Origin of the sequence: Peribacillus sp. NPDC096622 (assembly GCF_044762665.1) — a bacterium.
GTDB lineage: Bacteria > Bacillota > Bacilli > Bacillales > DSM-1321 > Peribacillus > Peribacillus frigoritolerans_B.
This window is the reverse complement of record NZ_JBIWES010000020.1, coordinates 1-14314: the sequence shown is the minus strand read 5'-3', so window position 1 is coordinate 14314 and position 14314 is coordinate 1. Positions and strand designations below refer to the sequence as shown.

Genomic DNA, 14314 nt, shown 5'->3' with positions numbered 1-14314 from the left:
ATTCCTGTCTATAATGGGATATAATACTGAGTTTGCGTTCTTACAGAGGATTAATTTTCAGTTGTTGCGCACAGCGGGAACGTATACATGGGGAATTTCGGTTTAAGTGACTTGGTTTACTTGCCGGGGTTTTGACGTTTTGAAGGAGGGTTTATTGATGATCGAAATAGAAAAACCAAAAATCGAAACGGTTTAAATCAACGACGATACCAAATACGGTAAATTCGTCGTAGAGCCACTAGAGCGTGGGTATGGTACTACATTGGGTAACTCCTTACGTCGTATCCTTTTATCCTCACTCCCAGGTGCTGCTGTCACAGCTATACAAATTGATGGAGTGCTACATGAGTTCTCAACAATTGAAGGCGTCGTGGAAGATGTAACATCTATCATTCTTAATGTGAAAAAACTAGCTCTTAAGATTTACTCTGATGAAGAGAAGACGCTGGAAATTGACGTTCAAGGTGACGGAGTCATCACGGCTGCTGATATCACTCATGATAGTGATGTAGAAATTCTTAATCCGGATTTATATATTGCTACAATTGGTAAAAACGGTCATATGCGTATGCGTTTATCTGCACGTCGCGGCCGCGGCTACACTCCTGCTGTTCAAAACAAGAGAGAAGACCAGCCAATTGGTGTAATTCCAATCGATGCTCTTTACACTCCAGTTTCACGCGTATCTTTCCAAGTTGAAAATACACGTGTTGGACAGTTGTCTAACTTTGACAAGTTAACGTTTGATGTTTGGACTGATGGCAGTACTGGTCCGCAAGAAGCGGTAGCACTTGGAGCTAAGATTTTAACAGAGCATTTAAATATCTTTGTTGGTTTAACCGATGAAGCTCAAAATGCTGAAATCATGGTTGAAAAAGAAGAAGATCAAAAAGAAAAAGTTCTTGAGATGACGATCGAAGAATTAGACCTTTCTGTTCGTTCTTACAACTGCTTGAAACGTGCTGGAATCAATACCGTTCAAGAGCTAGCTCATAAAACGGAAGAAGATATGATGAAAGTACGTAATCTAGGTCGTAAATCACTTGAAGAAGTGAAAGCGAAACTAGAAGAATTAGGCTTAGGTCTTCGTAAAGACGACTGATAACATGGCGGAATCAATCCATTATGTTGTGAGCCTTGATATAGACACACAATATAGAACTTCAACAAAGGAGGGAATCTCTAATGGGTTACAGAAAGTTAGGACGCACTAGCGCACAACGTAAAGCATTACTTCGTGATTTAGCTACGGATCTTATTATCCATGAGCGCATTGAAACTACTGAAGCACGTGCAAAAGAATTACGTTCTGTAGTAGATAAAATGATCACTCTTGGTAAACGTGGTGACTTGCATGCACGCCGTCAAGCTGCATCATTCATCCGTAACGAAATCGCTGACGCTGAGAATGGCACAGATGCCCTTCAAAAACTTTTCAGTGACGTGGCTCCACGTTATGAAGAACGTCAAGGTGGATACACTCGTATCATGAAAGTTGGTCCACGCCGCGGTGACGGTGCACCAGTCGTGGTTATTGAATTAGTTTAATAACAACGATGAAAAAGGGCGGGACAAATGAATATACTCACTTGTTCTATGCCCTTTTTCTTTTTTTAAAATAGAAATTCTGTACTTTAGAAATTCGCATTGAGTGTTACGATGGCTGGCGGAACCTGTATTATGCAGGGAGCCTTCACGTCTAGCTCAAGCATCCCTTCCCGCTTTTGATAAGCGATTATAAGATAACCTGTTTTTCGTAACAGGCCCGCTGTTAGCTGCTCTTAATTTACCGAAAATTCTTTCGGTGGAAGGGGTGCAGCGTTTTTTTATATTTTCAGAAGGAAAAACCACTATATTTATATTGAGTGAGCAGAGCTTAGTTTAGGCGAGTGCAGTCGAGGATGAGGAGGGCCACATGGTGAAGAAGCTGGTTTCTTTAAATAATATTGTTTTTAAATATGAGGGTCAGTCTCGAAACGCCTTGGATGATGTTTCTTTTGATATTCATCAGGGGGAGTGGCTAGCGATTGTCGGACATAATGGTTCCGGCAAGTCGACATTAGCGAAGTTATTGAATGGCCTTCAGTTCGCTAACTCAGGTACCATTACGATTAATGATCAACTTTTGACAGAAGAATCCGTTTGGGATGTACGCCAGAAAATTGGCATGGTTTTTCAAAACCCAGATAATCAATTTGTAGGCACTACAGTTCAGGATGATGTGGCTTTTGGTTTAGAAAACGCCGGTGTTTCTCAGCAGGTTATGGTGGAGCGTGTTCATGGTGCGTTAAATAAGGTTAAGATGAATGCCTTTCTTAATCAAGAGCCGCACCATCTATCCGGCGGTCAAAAGCAAAGAGTGGCCATAGCAGGTGTAATAGCCTTGCAGCCAGACATTATCATCTTAGATGAAGCAACCTCCATGCTTGACCCAAGAGGCCGTGAAGAAGTGCTTGAAACAGTTAGGGAATTAAAACAGGAAAACGAGATTACTGTCATATCAATCACCCATGATCTTGAGGAAGCTGCGAAAGCTGATCGAATGATAGTCATGAACCAAGGTCGGTTATATCGTGAAGGGTCGCCTCAGGATATTTTTGAGTTAGAGGAAGAATTGATTGCTCTTGGTCTGGATATTCCCTTTTCAGTGAAACTAACCAAGGAGTTACAAAAAAATGGTGTTCGTGTAGTTGATGGGCATTTGACAGAGGAAGAGTTGGTGAAGGATTTATGCGAATTACACTCGATGATGTAGAATACCGCTATCAGGTGAATACTCCTTTTGAACATCTAGCCCTTCATGATGTCAATATATCAATGGAGCCGGGAACCTATACCGCAATCATCGGGCATACAGGGTCCGGGAAATCCACGCTACTGCAGCATTTGAATGCTCTTTTAAAACCGACGAAGGGTCGGGTTTTCATTGGGGATCGGACGATTGAAGCCGGAAAAAAAGAAAAGGCTTTACGGCCAATAAGACAAAAGGTCGGAATTGTTTTTCAGTTTCCGGAACATCAGTTATTTGATGAAACGGTTGAAAAGGATATATGTTTCGGTCCTATGAATTTTGGCGTTTCTGAAACCGATGCTAATAAACTGGCCAGGAAAGCCATCGCGCAAGTCGGATTGAGTGAAGAAGTTCTTGATAAATCTCCATTCGACTTATCCGGCGGACAAATGCGACGGGTGGCCATCGCTGGGGTACTTGCCATGGAGCCGGAAGTATTGGTGCTTGATGAGCCTACAGCGGGACTGGATCCGCGAGGACGCAAAGAAATCATGGATATGTTTTATGATCTGCATAAAGCAAGGGGCATTTCAACGATTCTGGTGACTCATAGCATGGAGGATGCAGCCAAATACGCGGATGACATCATTATCATGCATAAGGGTACGGTGTTCAAAAAAGGAACCCCCCAGGAAATTTTCTCAGAGCCGGAACAATTAATGGAGCTTGGCCTGGATGTTCCTGATACGGTCCGTTTTCAGCTAAAGCTCCAGAAGGAACTTGGTGTTCGATTTGATCATCCATGTCTTAATATCGGTGATTTAGCGATAGAAATAGATAAAGCCATGAAACGGGGGAACCGCTGATGCTGGATAAAATGATTATCGGGCGTTATGTCCCTGCAAATTCACTGATGCACAAAATGGACCCAAGGGCTAAATTGCTTCTCGTGTTCCTGTTTGTTTGTGTCGTCTTTTTGGCGAATAATGTCGTTTCTTACGGTTTGCTTGCTGTATTCACCATCCTTTTGATCAGTCTTTCCAAAATACCGCTTCGCTATCTTTATAATGGGTTAAAACCAATCTTTTTCTTGATCGTATTTACATTCCTTCTCCATATATTGTTTACGAAAGAAGGGGAGTTGCTTTTTGAATACGGTTGGTTTGAAATCTATGAAGGCGGTCTGATTCAAGGTTTTTTCATATCCGTTAGATTTACTTTACTAATCCTTGTTACGTCACTATTAACTTTGACGACATCCCCGATATCCATTACAGATGGGATGGAAGAACTGTTGGGACCCCTGAAAAAGTGGAAGATGCCTGTACATGAACTGGCATTGATGATGTCCATTGCCCTTCGATTCATCCCAACGCTAATGGAGGAAACGGAAAAAATCATGAAGGCCCAAACTGCAAGGGGCGTTGACTTTTCATCTGGCCCAATAAAGGACAGGGTTAAATCGATTGTTCCTCTGCTTGTTCCTCTATTTGTTAGTTCGTTCAAACGGGCTGAGGAATTGGCAACTGCCATGGAATCAAGAGGATACCGTGGCGGGGAAGGCCGCACGAAATATCGCCAATTGAACTGGAAGACGAGTGATAGTCTTTTGATGGTCTCAATAGGTGTTCTAACGGTCATGTTATTTTTATTACGTTCATAATAAGGAAGAGAACTATGCCAAAATATAAATGTGTGATCGCTTATGACGGCACGGATTTTGCTGGCTATCAGGTGCAGCCAGAGAAACGCACCATACAAAGTGAATTCGAGGCAGTCTTGGCCAAAATGCATAAAGGCACAATTATAAAAGTGACTGCTTCAGGCAGGACAGACTCTGGGGTCCATGCAAAGGGGCAGGTACTTCACTTTGAATCGCCCCTTACATTCCCTACCGAAAATTGGATAAAGGCGTTCAGCGCCCTTCTTCCGACCGATATCATCGTTCTGGAAGTCGATATCGTGCCTGACGATTTTCATGCGAGGTTCCATACTACTGGGAAAGAGTACCGTTATATCGTAGCCCGTTCGAAACTGCGGGATCCATTTAAGCGGAATTACGCCTATCATTATCCTTACCCATTAGATGGGGAGGCGATGAGGGAAGCAATCTCCTATTTGATAGGGACACATGACTTTACAAGTTTTTGTTCGGCAAAAACGGAAGTGGTCGATAAAGTTCGAACCATAAAAGAAATGGATTTTGAAGAGAGCGATGATTTCATGGTTTTCCGCTTCGTTGGCGAAGGCTTTTTGTATAATATGGTGCGAATTTTGGTTGGGACGCTCCTGGATGTCGGCAGCGGCAAGATGTCACCCCATGATATGAGCGGGATTTTGGACAAAAAGGACCGCAGTTTTGCAGGGAAAACAGCACCTGCCCAAGGCTTGTATTTATGGAAAGTATTTTACAAATAAAAATATTTTCAAAGTGATACCGGTTTTTTACAAATGGGGAACGGGCTGAATTCAGTAATGGAGCGGTTTGAGGCTATACTGAACTTTTCATGGAGTTGTAGAGAGTGTTTTATAGACAACTTATCCTAGTGTAACATTCCCTTGACAATGAATCTGGGAGAAGTTAATATAATATGGTATGTATTTTAATCCCACGATAAGCCCCGGAAGTTTATTGTGATTGAAAATAAATATAAAAAATTAAAAAGTTTTTTAGGAGGTTAACCATGCGTACGACATTTATGGCGAAAGCTAATGAAGTAGAACGTAAATGGTATGTGATTGACGCTGAAGGCAAAACTTTGGGTCGCCTTTCTACTGAAGTAGCATCCATTTTACGTGGTAAACATAAACCAACTTTTACACCGAACATTGACACTGGTGATCATGTAATTCTTATCAATGTTGAAAAAATCCATTTGACTGGTAAAAAATTGACTGACAAAATTTATTACCGTCACACTATGCATCCAGGCGGTCTTAAAACTAGAACTGCTCTTGAAATGCGTACAAACTACCCTGAGAGAATGCTTGAACTTGCTATCAAAGGTATGCTTCCAAAGAATTCTCTTGGTCGTCAAATCTACAAAAAATTACACGTATACGCTGGAGCTGAGCACCCACACGCTGCTCAACAACCAGAAGTATACGAATTACGCGGATAATTACTAAGGAGGTTACTATCTTGGCACAAGTTCAATATTATGGTACTGGTCGCCGTAAGAGCTCAGTAGCTCGTGTACGTTTAGTACCAGGCGAAGGTCGCATCGTTATTAACGGTCGTGACATCAATGAATATATTCCTTTTGCAGCATTACGTGAAGTTGTTAACCAACCACTAGTTGCAACAGAAACTACTGGAAATTACGACGTTCTAGTAAACGTTAGCGGTGGTGGATACACTGGTCAAGCTGGAGCAATCCGTCACGGTATCGCTCGTGCATTGCTACAAGTTGATCCAGAATACCGTCCATCCCTTAAAACTGCTGGTTTACTAACTCGTGACCCACGTATGAAAGAACGTAAAAAATACGGTCTTAAAGGCGCACGTCGTGCACCTCAGTTCTCAAAACGTTAATTCTATTACCGTTTCAAAGGCTCTCAACCATTTTGGTTGGGGGTCTTTTTTTATTCTAAGAAAAGGTGTGTAACTTAAATATTAAAAAGCATATCCAGGATCTCCCGGATATGCTTTATTTTAAATACTTCAGTTAACAATCTTAGTTATGAGATTCACCTTCGTTTTTTGGATTACGGCTTTTTTCGGCATGAAGCATGCAAAAATTAATGCCACAAAAGATAGGATTAACATAAAAACATAGGCATCACTTGAGCCAAAGATGGAAGCTAATGCCTCTAGTTGTATAGCTGAAATGTTTTCATTTTGCATTGGTAGCTAGTGGCATGTGAAGTTGCTTGCATTGTATACACCGTGATGACAACTGCTGTTCCGATGGCACCAGACAATTGGCGAATGGTGTTATTTACGGCTGATCCATGGGAACCCAATTCTCTTGGTAAAGCATTCAACCCTGCTGTATTTAACGGCATCGTAATAAAGCTTAATCCAATTCGTAATATAATGGTACGAACCATTAAATAGATATAGGTTGTGGATTCGTTTATATCAATGACTCCCCACATCGAAACAATGATAAATAGTAAACCTGTAATAAAGAGTGGTTTAGCACCATATTTATCAAACATTTTACCTGTGACAGGGGATAAGAAGGCATTAATGACAGCTCCGGGTAATATTTGTTACTTACCATGAACAGTTTTCTTGAAAATGTTCACTAATCGACATATAAATATATGCTGTTGTGAAAGTTAGGGAAAAATCCATAAAGGAGTTTAAAATGTCTATATCTAAAAAAGAAGATCCTCGTACAATTCGGTCAAGGGAAATGTTTAAAAATGCGGTCATTGCTCTCTTATGCGAGGATTCCATAATTTCAAATTTAACGGTTCAGAAAATCGCGGCCAAAGCAGGGTTGAATCGGACAACATTCTACTTACATTATCAGGATATTCAAGATTTACTAAAGCAAATCACCGATGGGATTTTACATGAGCTTTCTGATAAAATTGTTGCTTTAATACATGCAAAAGATTTATCGGAAAAACAACAGCTAACACAATTGCTTGATTATTTATATATCCATCGAAATTATCTACTTATTTTATTTAATACGAATCAGTTCGAGGACCAATTGTTTTCATTATTAAAGCAATTAGTAGAAATAAGAAGGAAGAATACCAGGGAGGATTTACCAGATGATTATGTTGACATTGATATTAAAACGGCCTCATTGGTTGGCATTATAATATGGTGGTTAAGAAAGGGGCTTCATTTTAGTTCAGATTATATTGCCAATCAAATTTATTTGATGTACAGAGTGCAATGATTTTGAAACCGTTTGAATCAACTTGAATTTCATTAAGTTCATATGACCATATCATGCTCCATGAACCTTCTGCGTCATTATATAAATCCATCCCAGTCACCCAGCCTCAATTCGATTTAACGCCGTGGGGAGGGTGCTTCGGATGTTGGGGATGATAGGTCCCATTTGTTTACACATGAGTTTATTTGTGGAATACAGAATTATTTGTAAAATCGATATTTATTATGTCTCTGTTTAGGAGTATGATAATACTTAAAAAAAGAAAGAGGACTTCATTTGAATTCAACATACTCACCGATTGAAACAACTAAAACAAAAGCCTTGGTCATCAATGCGCTATTCATTGCATTAACCCTTGTAGCGACAATGTTCATCAACATCAAACTCCCAATAATGGGTAACGGCGGCCTGATCCATCTGGGTAACGTTCCCCTTTTTATAGCTGCTTTGGTTTATGGCAAAAAAACAGGGGCGATAGCAGGCGCCTTCGGTATGGCCTTCTTCGATCTTTTCTCTGGTTGGGCAGCATGGGCACCGTTTACATTCGTCATCGTAGGTGCAATGGGCTTTCTAGCCGGCCTTATATCCGAAAAGGTACCGGGCAAAAGAGAATGGGTATACACACTGGCCGTTGTTGTTGCATTGATCATAAAAATAGTCGGCTATTATTTTACTGAGGTTATCCTTTACGGTAACTGGATACAGCCATTCGGCTCCGTCCCCGGAAACGTGATGCAGGTCGTAATAGCCGGAATAATCGTAGTGCCGCTTGCTGGCCGATTAATGAAAAGGGCTGGATAGATATAAGGTGAAACGAATATAGGAAGCCATCCAACTTTGTCTTGCGCCATCGACTGGATATTGTACTGTGCTTAATGAACCTCTGGAGTTTAAAAGGACTCCTTGCTAAGTAGGCGGGGTATTAAATGATTTCGCTATTATAAAATGTTATATCAGGTTAGAAAAGGACATCCGTTTACCATGGATGTCCTTTTTTTCAATAGAAGGTGTCTACAGGGATGACTGGCTTGAATTTAAGGAAGAACGACATGAATAATCAGTTATGATTAAAGTAAGACATGTGCAGTGAGCGACCCAAGTCGGTAAGGTCAGCCTCGGGTAGCGTCCTAAAGTGACGGGTTACGGGTGACGGCTCCAATTCTTCTGCCATTAAACATCATCCTGTGCAGTCTGCCCTTTGAAGGCTCCTTATGGAAGCTATAGCAAATCGATAGGCATTTCAATTACCTGCCGAACCTATCCTCATTATTTTTTGCCAATGGAATAAATGAATGGTTCAAAATAGAACGCTAAAACTAAATTATGTCTTGGGAAATAATTTTGGGAAATGGGGAATTGCCCCGGAGGTGAATTATGGCTGTGATATTAGGTTTACAGGAGATGCAAAGGGAAAGGCAATTGAAGTTCGAACGCAGGTTGCTCAGGGAACTTTCTATCGAGGATATGAAGGGAAGGATTCAGCGTTACTTCGGACAGGATTTGATGGAAGTTTTGGAAGAAGGATACTTCGATGTTGCCATCGAGGCTTATTTATTAGGAGCGAACTACAGTAAGTTTGGCTATTATGGTGAGTCGGAAGAAGATGTAAGGGCCAGGTGCTGGAAGGAAGAGAAGTTTTTGGTCGATACTCTTTTTAACTTTATTTTGTATTGGCGGGAAGTTACAGCGAATAACGCTTTCGATGAAGGTTTGTTTTATTGTTGTGAAGGATTTGTTGGGGATTGGTGGCTGGACGGCTTTAAGACTGGAGAAAAACGATATAAAATGAAACTGCATTAAGAAGGCAAAATCCCATTCCTTGTTCTAATTCCATGGTTTGTCCCATACTTTTTAGTAGAGAGATCATGGAAGGGGAACGGTCATGCGAAGAAAGCTGAAATATACAGGAATCGCTATGGGATTGTTTGTCCTATTTTTAATTGTGACTTTTAAATTTGTTGAAGATGATTCTTGGGACTCCTGGAACCTTCCGTTGGCAGGTAAGGTCATCATTCTGGATGCAGGTCACGGAGGAATGGACGGCGGGGCAAATGTACAAGAGATAATGGAAAAGGAAATTGCCCTTTCCGTTTCATTAAAGGTCAGGGACTATTTACAGGAACAAGGTGCACTTGTCATCATGACCCGTGAGAAGGATGAGGATTTGGCACAGGGTAATACAAAGGGGATTCGCCAGCGAAAACAGGAGGACTTACGGAATCGGGTTAAAATGATCAATGATTCGGAAGCGGACTTATTCTTAAGCATTCATTTGAACTCTTTTCCTTCATCGTCATCGAAAGGTGCCCAGACTTTTTATACAAGCAGGTTTGAGGAAAATGAACAGGTGGCAAAATTCATTCAGACTGAAATCATCAGAAACCTGGAAAATACAAAGCGTGATGCAAAAACGATTAATCATGTGTATTTGATGAAGTATGCTAAGAAACCAGGAGCGCTTGTGGAAATCGGCTTTCTTTCCAATTCTGAGGAAAGGGAACGCCTTATCAGTGATAAGTATCAAGAAAAGGTTGCCAGTTCGATTTATATGGGTATTTTACGGTACTTCACGGAGGAAAAACTATCGGATGACGAGTGATGTCGGGGTCTTGTAAGGTACAAGGCCTTTTTATTATGGGAAAATAATCTCATTTTGGATGCAAGGTAGATAATAAGCTTTCTTTCGGTAATATGTTATACTGAAAAATGGGAAAATAAAATTCAAAGGGGTGCTCGACTTGTTAACAGAAGAGAAAGTACTGAATTTATTAAAGGATCTTAAAGACCCTTTTCTACATAAAAACCTTGAAGAGACAAATGGAATTATAGAAATCAAAATAAAACCTGAAAAGAATCATGTAAGCATTAAACTTGCGATTGCGAAAACGGGGACAGCCGAGCAAATGCAAATGCAATCGGAAGTTGTGGATTTGCTGAAAACGAACGGAGCGGAATCGGTGGGCATCCGTTTCACGGAGCTTTCAGAAGAGGAATTAGCTAAGCATCGTGAAAGCATTCCTCAGGGTGAAGCGGACCAAGGTTTGCTTGGACCTAACAGTAAGACACAATTCATCGCGATAGCCAGTGGTAAAGGCGGAGTGGGAAAATCCACGATCTCAGTGAATTTCGCTACTTCACTTGCTCGTTTGGGTAAAAAGGTCGGACTGGTTGATGCCGATATTTACGGATTCAGCGTGCCAGATATGATGGGGATAACAAAAAGACCGGTTGTTCGCGGGGAAAAAATCATTCCTGTAGAACGGTTTGGCGTTCAAGTTATCTCAATGGGCTTTTTTGTAGAGGATAACGCGCCGATCATCTGGAGAGGGCCGATGCTGGGTAAAATGCTTAACAGTTTCTTTAATGAAGTGGAATGGGGAGAGTTGGATTATTTGGTCCTTGACTTACCGCCGGGTACAGGCGATGTTGCATTGGACGTGCATACGATGCTCCCTTCCTGTAAAGAAATCATTGTTACGACACCGCATCCGACTGCAGCCTTCGTTGCTGCGAGAGCTGGTGCCATGGCCATCAAGACAGAACACGAAGTCATTGGTGTCATAGAGAATATGTCATTTTTCGAAAGTGAAACGACCGGTGAAAAAGAATATGTATTCGGAAAAGGCGGCGGAGAGAAGCTTGCAGAAGAGCTTCGTACAGAAGTTTTAGGTCAACTTCCCCTGCAACAGCCAGATTGGAACGAAGAGGACTTTGCTCCATCCATTTACGCAGCGGACCATAGGCTCGGCAGGATTTACGAAGATATTGCTAAAAAGGTCATTGAAAAACTACAATAAAAAGAAGGCTGATTCCGATTGGAATCAGCCTTCTTTCATTCTTTTTACTTTTTCTCCTTCTCGACAGCTTTTGTGGCTGCTTTATCCAATTTCTCTTGCATTTTCGCTTGGACGAGAGGACTCTCCATCGTTTCGATGATCAGCTCTTTATAGACCGAACGCATTTCCTTGGTTTTTAATAATTTATTGATTTCTTTTTCCATATCCGGTTCTTTCATTATTTCCATGAGCATTCCACGATACTGAGGATCAGCAGTTAAGTCCTTCAATACCTTTTTATGTTCGTCTTCCAATGCTTTAGCATAAGCGGAAGCAAATTCAGGATCACTAAATGTCTTTTTCCAAAATTCCTTCCCTTTATCTGAAGTGACCATATCTTCAATGGATTTCTTAATGGCATCCGAATCCATAATAAGTTCAGCTTTCGTTTTATCATCAGTAATGATATCCTGGATGGCTTTTTTTCCATCATCTGTCTTCAAGATATCGACGACCATTTTCTTTGTCTCTTCGTACTCCATTTTTTCTGCGCCTGCTCCATTTTGAGCACAACCGGAACAAACGAGTAAGAATGACGTGAAAAGCAAAGCAACTCCCACTCTCATACGCAGGGCCCCTTTCATCCTTCTTACTGTTAATATGGTTCCAATCGGCGATATTATTCCTTGGTGGAATAAGTGGATTTTTCCAAATTTGGTTGGTACAATTAAGGAAATGAAATAGAAATGTATGGAGGAAAACAATGAACAGCCGTAATTTAGTTAAATTGTTTTTAACAACATTGCTTATAGGTGGCGTAACTGGGGGAGTTGTAGGGTTCTTGGCTCGATGGAGTGAGTTTAAGCCTTATTTTTCTTATTTTGAAGTAAGTGCCATCCTATCAACTTTTATTTGGTTATTCGGTGTTGGATTAATTTTCAGTGTCATAAGCCAAGCTGGCTTTTTTGCCTATTTAACGATACATCGTTTTGGTTTGGGGATATTTAAAACCGCTTCGTTATGGAACGCCGTTCAGCTTGTACTCATTCTTTTTGTTGTATTCGACCTTGTTTACCTGCGATATCTTAGCTTTGGTTCAGGTGAGGGAATCAGTTCGTATATCGTGTTGGCATTGGTTGTAGTGGCCGCAGGGCTTGTAACAGCATATTTCAAAATGAAACAAACGAATAAACAGTCTTTCATACCGGCCTTGTTTTTCATGGTCGTGGTCACGGTTTTGGAGTGGGTACCTGTCCTGAAAACCAATGATGAAGGCTGGCTTTACTTCATGCTGTTTCCATTGCTAGTCTGCAATGCTTATCAATTATTGGTCCTTAGCAAATTAATTGAAATTTCACAAAAGGAATTGGCCAGTAAAAGAGGGCGTAAGCAAACTCCAGCAAAGGGAAAGATGAAAGCCGGTCAATTAGGTAAAGGCAGCTAACCTATATGCAAATCGGGCCATACATAAGGAATCAAAACATAAAAACTGCGTACTAAAGGTTCATGGTGACCATTAGTACGCAGTTTTTTTCAGTCAGCGGACTTCCTCGGTGCTTGCAGAGGAATTGGATATCATCTCTGAAACGTTAACGAAGTTTAAATTTTTTGATCGAAGTTCACTTAATAACTCCGGTAATGCTTTATTCGTTTGCTTTGCTGAGTCTGAAGCATGTAATAAGATGATATCACCTTTTTGCGCCTTGGTGATGTTTTGGACGATCCGATCCACACCTGGATTGGTCCAATCCTTTGAATCGATGCTCCAATGGACAACGGTATATCCGAAATTCTCGCTGATCTTTAAGAGGCGTTTATCAAAGTGGCCGGTGGGAGCACGTAAAAGTTCTATATTCTTTACATTAAGTTTTTTAAATGCTTCCTGGGCTTTAGAAATATCCCGGATGATTTCTTGATCTTCCATTTCCGAATAATCCTTATAATCGTAACCAAGCATGCCGATTTCAAATCCTTCTTTCACAATTTCAGCTACTATGTCCGGATGACGTTCAGCCCAAGATCCCGAGAGAAAAAAAGTGGCCGATTTAATCTTTTCTCTTTTTAATGTCTCTATTATCGGAGCGGCTTTCTCATCACCCCAGCCAATATTGAACGTGATCGCAACATTCTTTTCCCCTTTATAAACCGCTTTCGGCCCATCTTTTGTAGAAAAAACGGGAGCATGAAGAATGTTTTGTACAAAAAGAAACCAAGCGGTAAAAAGTGCGGTAAGCAAAATTAACGAATAATACTTAATGTTCTTGGCTTGAAGCACCATGAAAAATTTCATTAATCCATCCCCTTGTCCAAAGTACTCTTGTCTTCAAATTTATGCGCGAGGATTATTGTTATGCAAAAAAATCAGATGATAATTCATAAAATTGATGGGAATGGGGAAAGCTGTCTGATGGAGGTGTGAACCATGCTCGGTTTATTGATCAATGAAAAAGAAAAGATGGAATTGGAGTACCTTTTAAAAAGAGAGATGGATGAAATACTATTCGATTTGCAGGATGACAGAATCGATCACTTAGTCAAAAGGGCAATAAACGAGAAATATAACATCCTTTTCAGGCTGTTTAAAAGGGTGAGCACCGAGGAGGAAATCCTAATGTATATGAAGGGGAAAACGAATTTATCCAAGTGGAATCAGTCATGATATATAAAAGTGAATTATATTCATAAAACCTATTGACTATTGGTTTATACGCTGGTATATTATAAAAGTTGCTGCAACGTTAAAGCATTTGAAAAAGAACGATAAAAACTTTTTTAAAAAAAGTTGTTGACGAAGCGGTAATAAGATGTTAAGATATTAAAGTCGCTAAGAGAGATGGCGAGCAAATTGCTCTTTGAAAACTGAACAAAACAAAGCGCCAACGTTAAATTTTAAGTGAGCACACACTATCAAAAAAGCAAATGAGCAAGTCAAACATTTCTTC

General features: G+C 40.6%; 17 protein-coding genes and 1 pseudogene. 15 read left to right on the top strand and 3 right to left on the bottom strand.

Annotation, left to right across the window (positions count from 1 at the left end; all coding sequences use genetic code 11):
* Positions 1 to 196: 196 nt before the first annotated feature.
* The 8 genes from ACIQYG_RS23200 to rpsI all read left to right on the top strand — a co-directional run bounded on the left by ACIQYG_RS23200 (position 197) and on the right by rpsI (position 6266).
* Positions 197 to 1102: a DNA-directed RNA polymerase subunit alpha gene (locus ACIQYG_RS23200; RefSeq protein WP_402843080.1), complete on the top strand. Its 906-nt coding sequence runs from the start codon at positions 197 to 199 to the stop codon at positions 1100 to 1102.
* A gap of 83 nt (positions 1103 to 1185) precedes the next feature.
* The gene (rplQ, locus tag ACIQYG_RS23195; protein ID WP_034304973.1) at positions 1186 to 1548 is read left to right on the top strand and encodes a 50S ribosomal protein L17; all 363 of its coding nucleotides are present in this window, start codon (positions 1186 to 1188) and stop codon (positions 1546 to 1548) included.
* 367 nt (positions 1549 to 1915) lie between these two features.
* Positions 1916 to 2755 carry an energy-coupling factor ABC transporter ATP-binding protein gene (locus tag ACIQYG_RS23190; protein ID WP_034304970.1) on the top strand — a complete coding sequence of 280 codons (840 nt, stop codon included), beginning with the start codon at positions 1916 to 1918 and terminating at the stop codon, positions 2753 to 2755.
* Positions 2731 to 3597: an energy-coupling factor ABC transporter ATP-binding protein gene (locus ACIQYG_RS23185; protein ID WP_402843024.1), complete on the top strand. Its 867-nt coding sequence runs from the start codon at positions 2731 to 2733 to the stop codon at positions 3595 to 3597. Before ACIQYG_RS23190 ends, ACIQYG_RS23185 begins: the two co-directional genes overlap by 25 nt.
* Positions 3597 to 4394 (top strand): energy-coupling factor transporter transmembrane component T family protein, encoded by a 798-nt coding sequence (locus ACIQYG_RS23180; protein WP_305161987.1) that lies wholly within the window; start codon positions 3597 to 3599, stop codon positions 4392 to 4394. The genes ACIQYG_RS23185 and ACIQYG_RS23180 overlap by 1 nt, the downstream gene beginning before the upstream one ends.
* 14 nt (positions 4395 to 4408) lie before the next feature.
* Entirely contained in the window at positions 4409 to 5149 is a 741-nt protein-coding gene (gene truA / locus ACIQYG_RS23175; protein WP_402843021.1) for a tRNA pseudouridine(38-40) synthase TruA, read from the top strand.
* Between the two features lie 266 nt (positions 5150 to 5415).
* On the top strand, positions 5416 to 5853 hold the full coding sequence (rplM, locus tag ACIQYG_RS23170; protein ID WP_034304960.1) for a 50S ribosomal protein L13: 438 nt from the start codon (positions 5416 to 5418) through the stop codon (positions 5851 to 5853).
* Positions 5854 to 5873: 20 nt separating this feature from the next.
* On the top strand, positions 5874 to 6266 hold the full coding sequence (rpsI, locus tag ACIQYG_RS23165) for a 30S ribosomal protein S9 (RefSeq protein WP_034304957.1): 393 nt from the start codon (positions 5874 to 5876) through the stop codon (positions 6264 to 6266).
* A 129-nt stretch (positions 6267 to 6395) separates the two neighbouring features.
* Here rpsI and ACIQYG_RS23160 read toward each other — a convergent pair.
* Positions 6396 to 6946 (bottom strand): annotated as a pseudogene (locus ACIQYG_RS23160) (MFS transporter); the annotation flags it as partial.
* 101 nt (positions 6947 to 7047) lie between these two features.
* Between ACIQYG_RS23160 and ACIQYG_RS23155 the strand changes: the two are divergent.
* The 5 genes from ACIQYG_RS23155 (at position 7048) to ACIQYG_RS23135 (ending at position 11393) form a co-directional block, all read left to right on the top strand.
* On the top strand, positions 7048 to 7596 hold the full coding sequence (locus tag ACIQYG_RS23155) for a TetR/AcrR family transcriptional regulator (protein WP_402843018.1): 549 nt from the start codon (positions 7048 to 7050) through the stop codon (positions 7594 to 7596).
* Positions 7597 to 7872: 276 nt separating this feature from the next.
* Complete coding sequence (locus ACIQYG_RS23150) at positions 7873 to 8397, top strand: ECF transporter S component (protein ID WP_402843015.1); 525 nt, start codon at positions 7873 to 7875, stop codon at positions 8395 to 8397.
* Positions 8398 to 8970: 573 nt separating this feature from the next.
* On the top strand, positions 8971 to 9396 hold the full coding sequence (locus tag ACIQYG_RS23145; RefSeq protein WP_402843012.1) for a DUF2521 family protein: 426 nt from the start codon (positions 8971 to 8973) through the stop codon (positions 9394 to 9396).
* 82 nt (positions 9397 to 9478) lie between these two features.
* Entirely contained in the window at positions 9479 to 10195 is a 717-nt protein-coding gene (gene cwlD / locus ACIQYG_RS23140) for an N-acetylmuramoyl-L-alanine amidase CwlD (RefSeq protein ID WP_402843009.1), read from the top strand.
* Between the two features lie 139 nt (positions 10196 to 10334).
* Positions 10335 to 11393: a P-loop NTPase gene (locus ACIQYG_RS23135; protein WP_402843005.1), complete on the top strand. Its 1059-nt coding sequence runs from the start codon at positions 10335 to 10337 to the stop codon at positions 11391 to 11393.
* A 44-nt stretch (positions 11394 to 11437) separates the two neighbouring features.
* Here ACIQYG_RS23135 and gerD read toward each other — a convergent pair whose 3' ends face one another.
* A complete protein-coding gene (gerD, locus tag ACIQYG_RS23130; protein WP_402843003.1) occupies positions 11438 to 11998 on the bottom strand; it encodes a spore germination lipoprotein GerD in 561 nt (186 codons plus the stop codon).
* Between the two features lie 137 nt (positions 11999 to 12135).
* Between gerD and ACIQYG_RS23125 the strand changes: the two genes are divergently transcribed.
* A complete protein-coding gene (locus ACIQYG_RS23125; protein WP_402843000.1) occupies positions 12136 to 12816 on the top strand; it encodes a KinB-signaling pathway activation protein in 681 nt (226 codons plus the stop codon).
* A 93-nt stretch (positions 12817 to 12909) separates the two neighbouring features.
* On the opposite strand, the gene pdaB is transcribed toward ACIQYG_RS23125, so the two are convergent.
* Complete coding sequence (pdaB, locus tag ACIQYG_RS23120) at positions 12910 to 13662, bottom strand: polysaccharide deacetylase family sporulation protein PdaB (RefSeq protein WP_402842998.1); 753 nt, start codon at positions 13660 to 13662, stop codon at positions 12910 to 12912.
* Between the two features lie 132 nt (positions 13663 to 13794).
* Between pdaB and ACIQYG_RS23115 the strand changes: the two genes are divergently transcribed.
* Positions 13795 to 14031, top strand: coding sequence for a hypothetical protein (locus ACIQYG_RS23115; protein ID WP_402842995.1), 237 nt, complete (start codon positions 13795 to 13797; stop codon positions 14029 to 14031).
* The last annotated feature ends 283 nt before the right edge of the window (positions 14032 to 14314 follow it).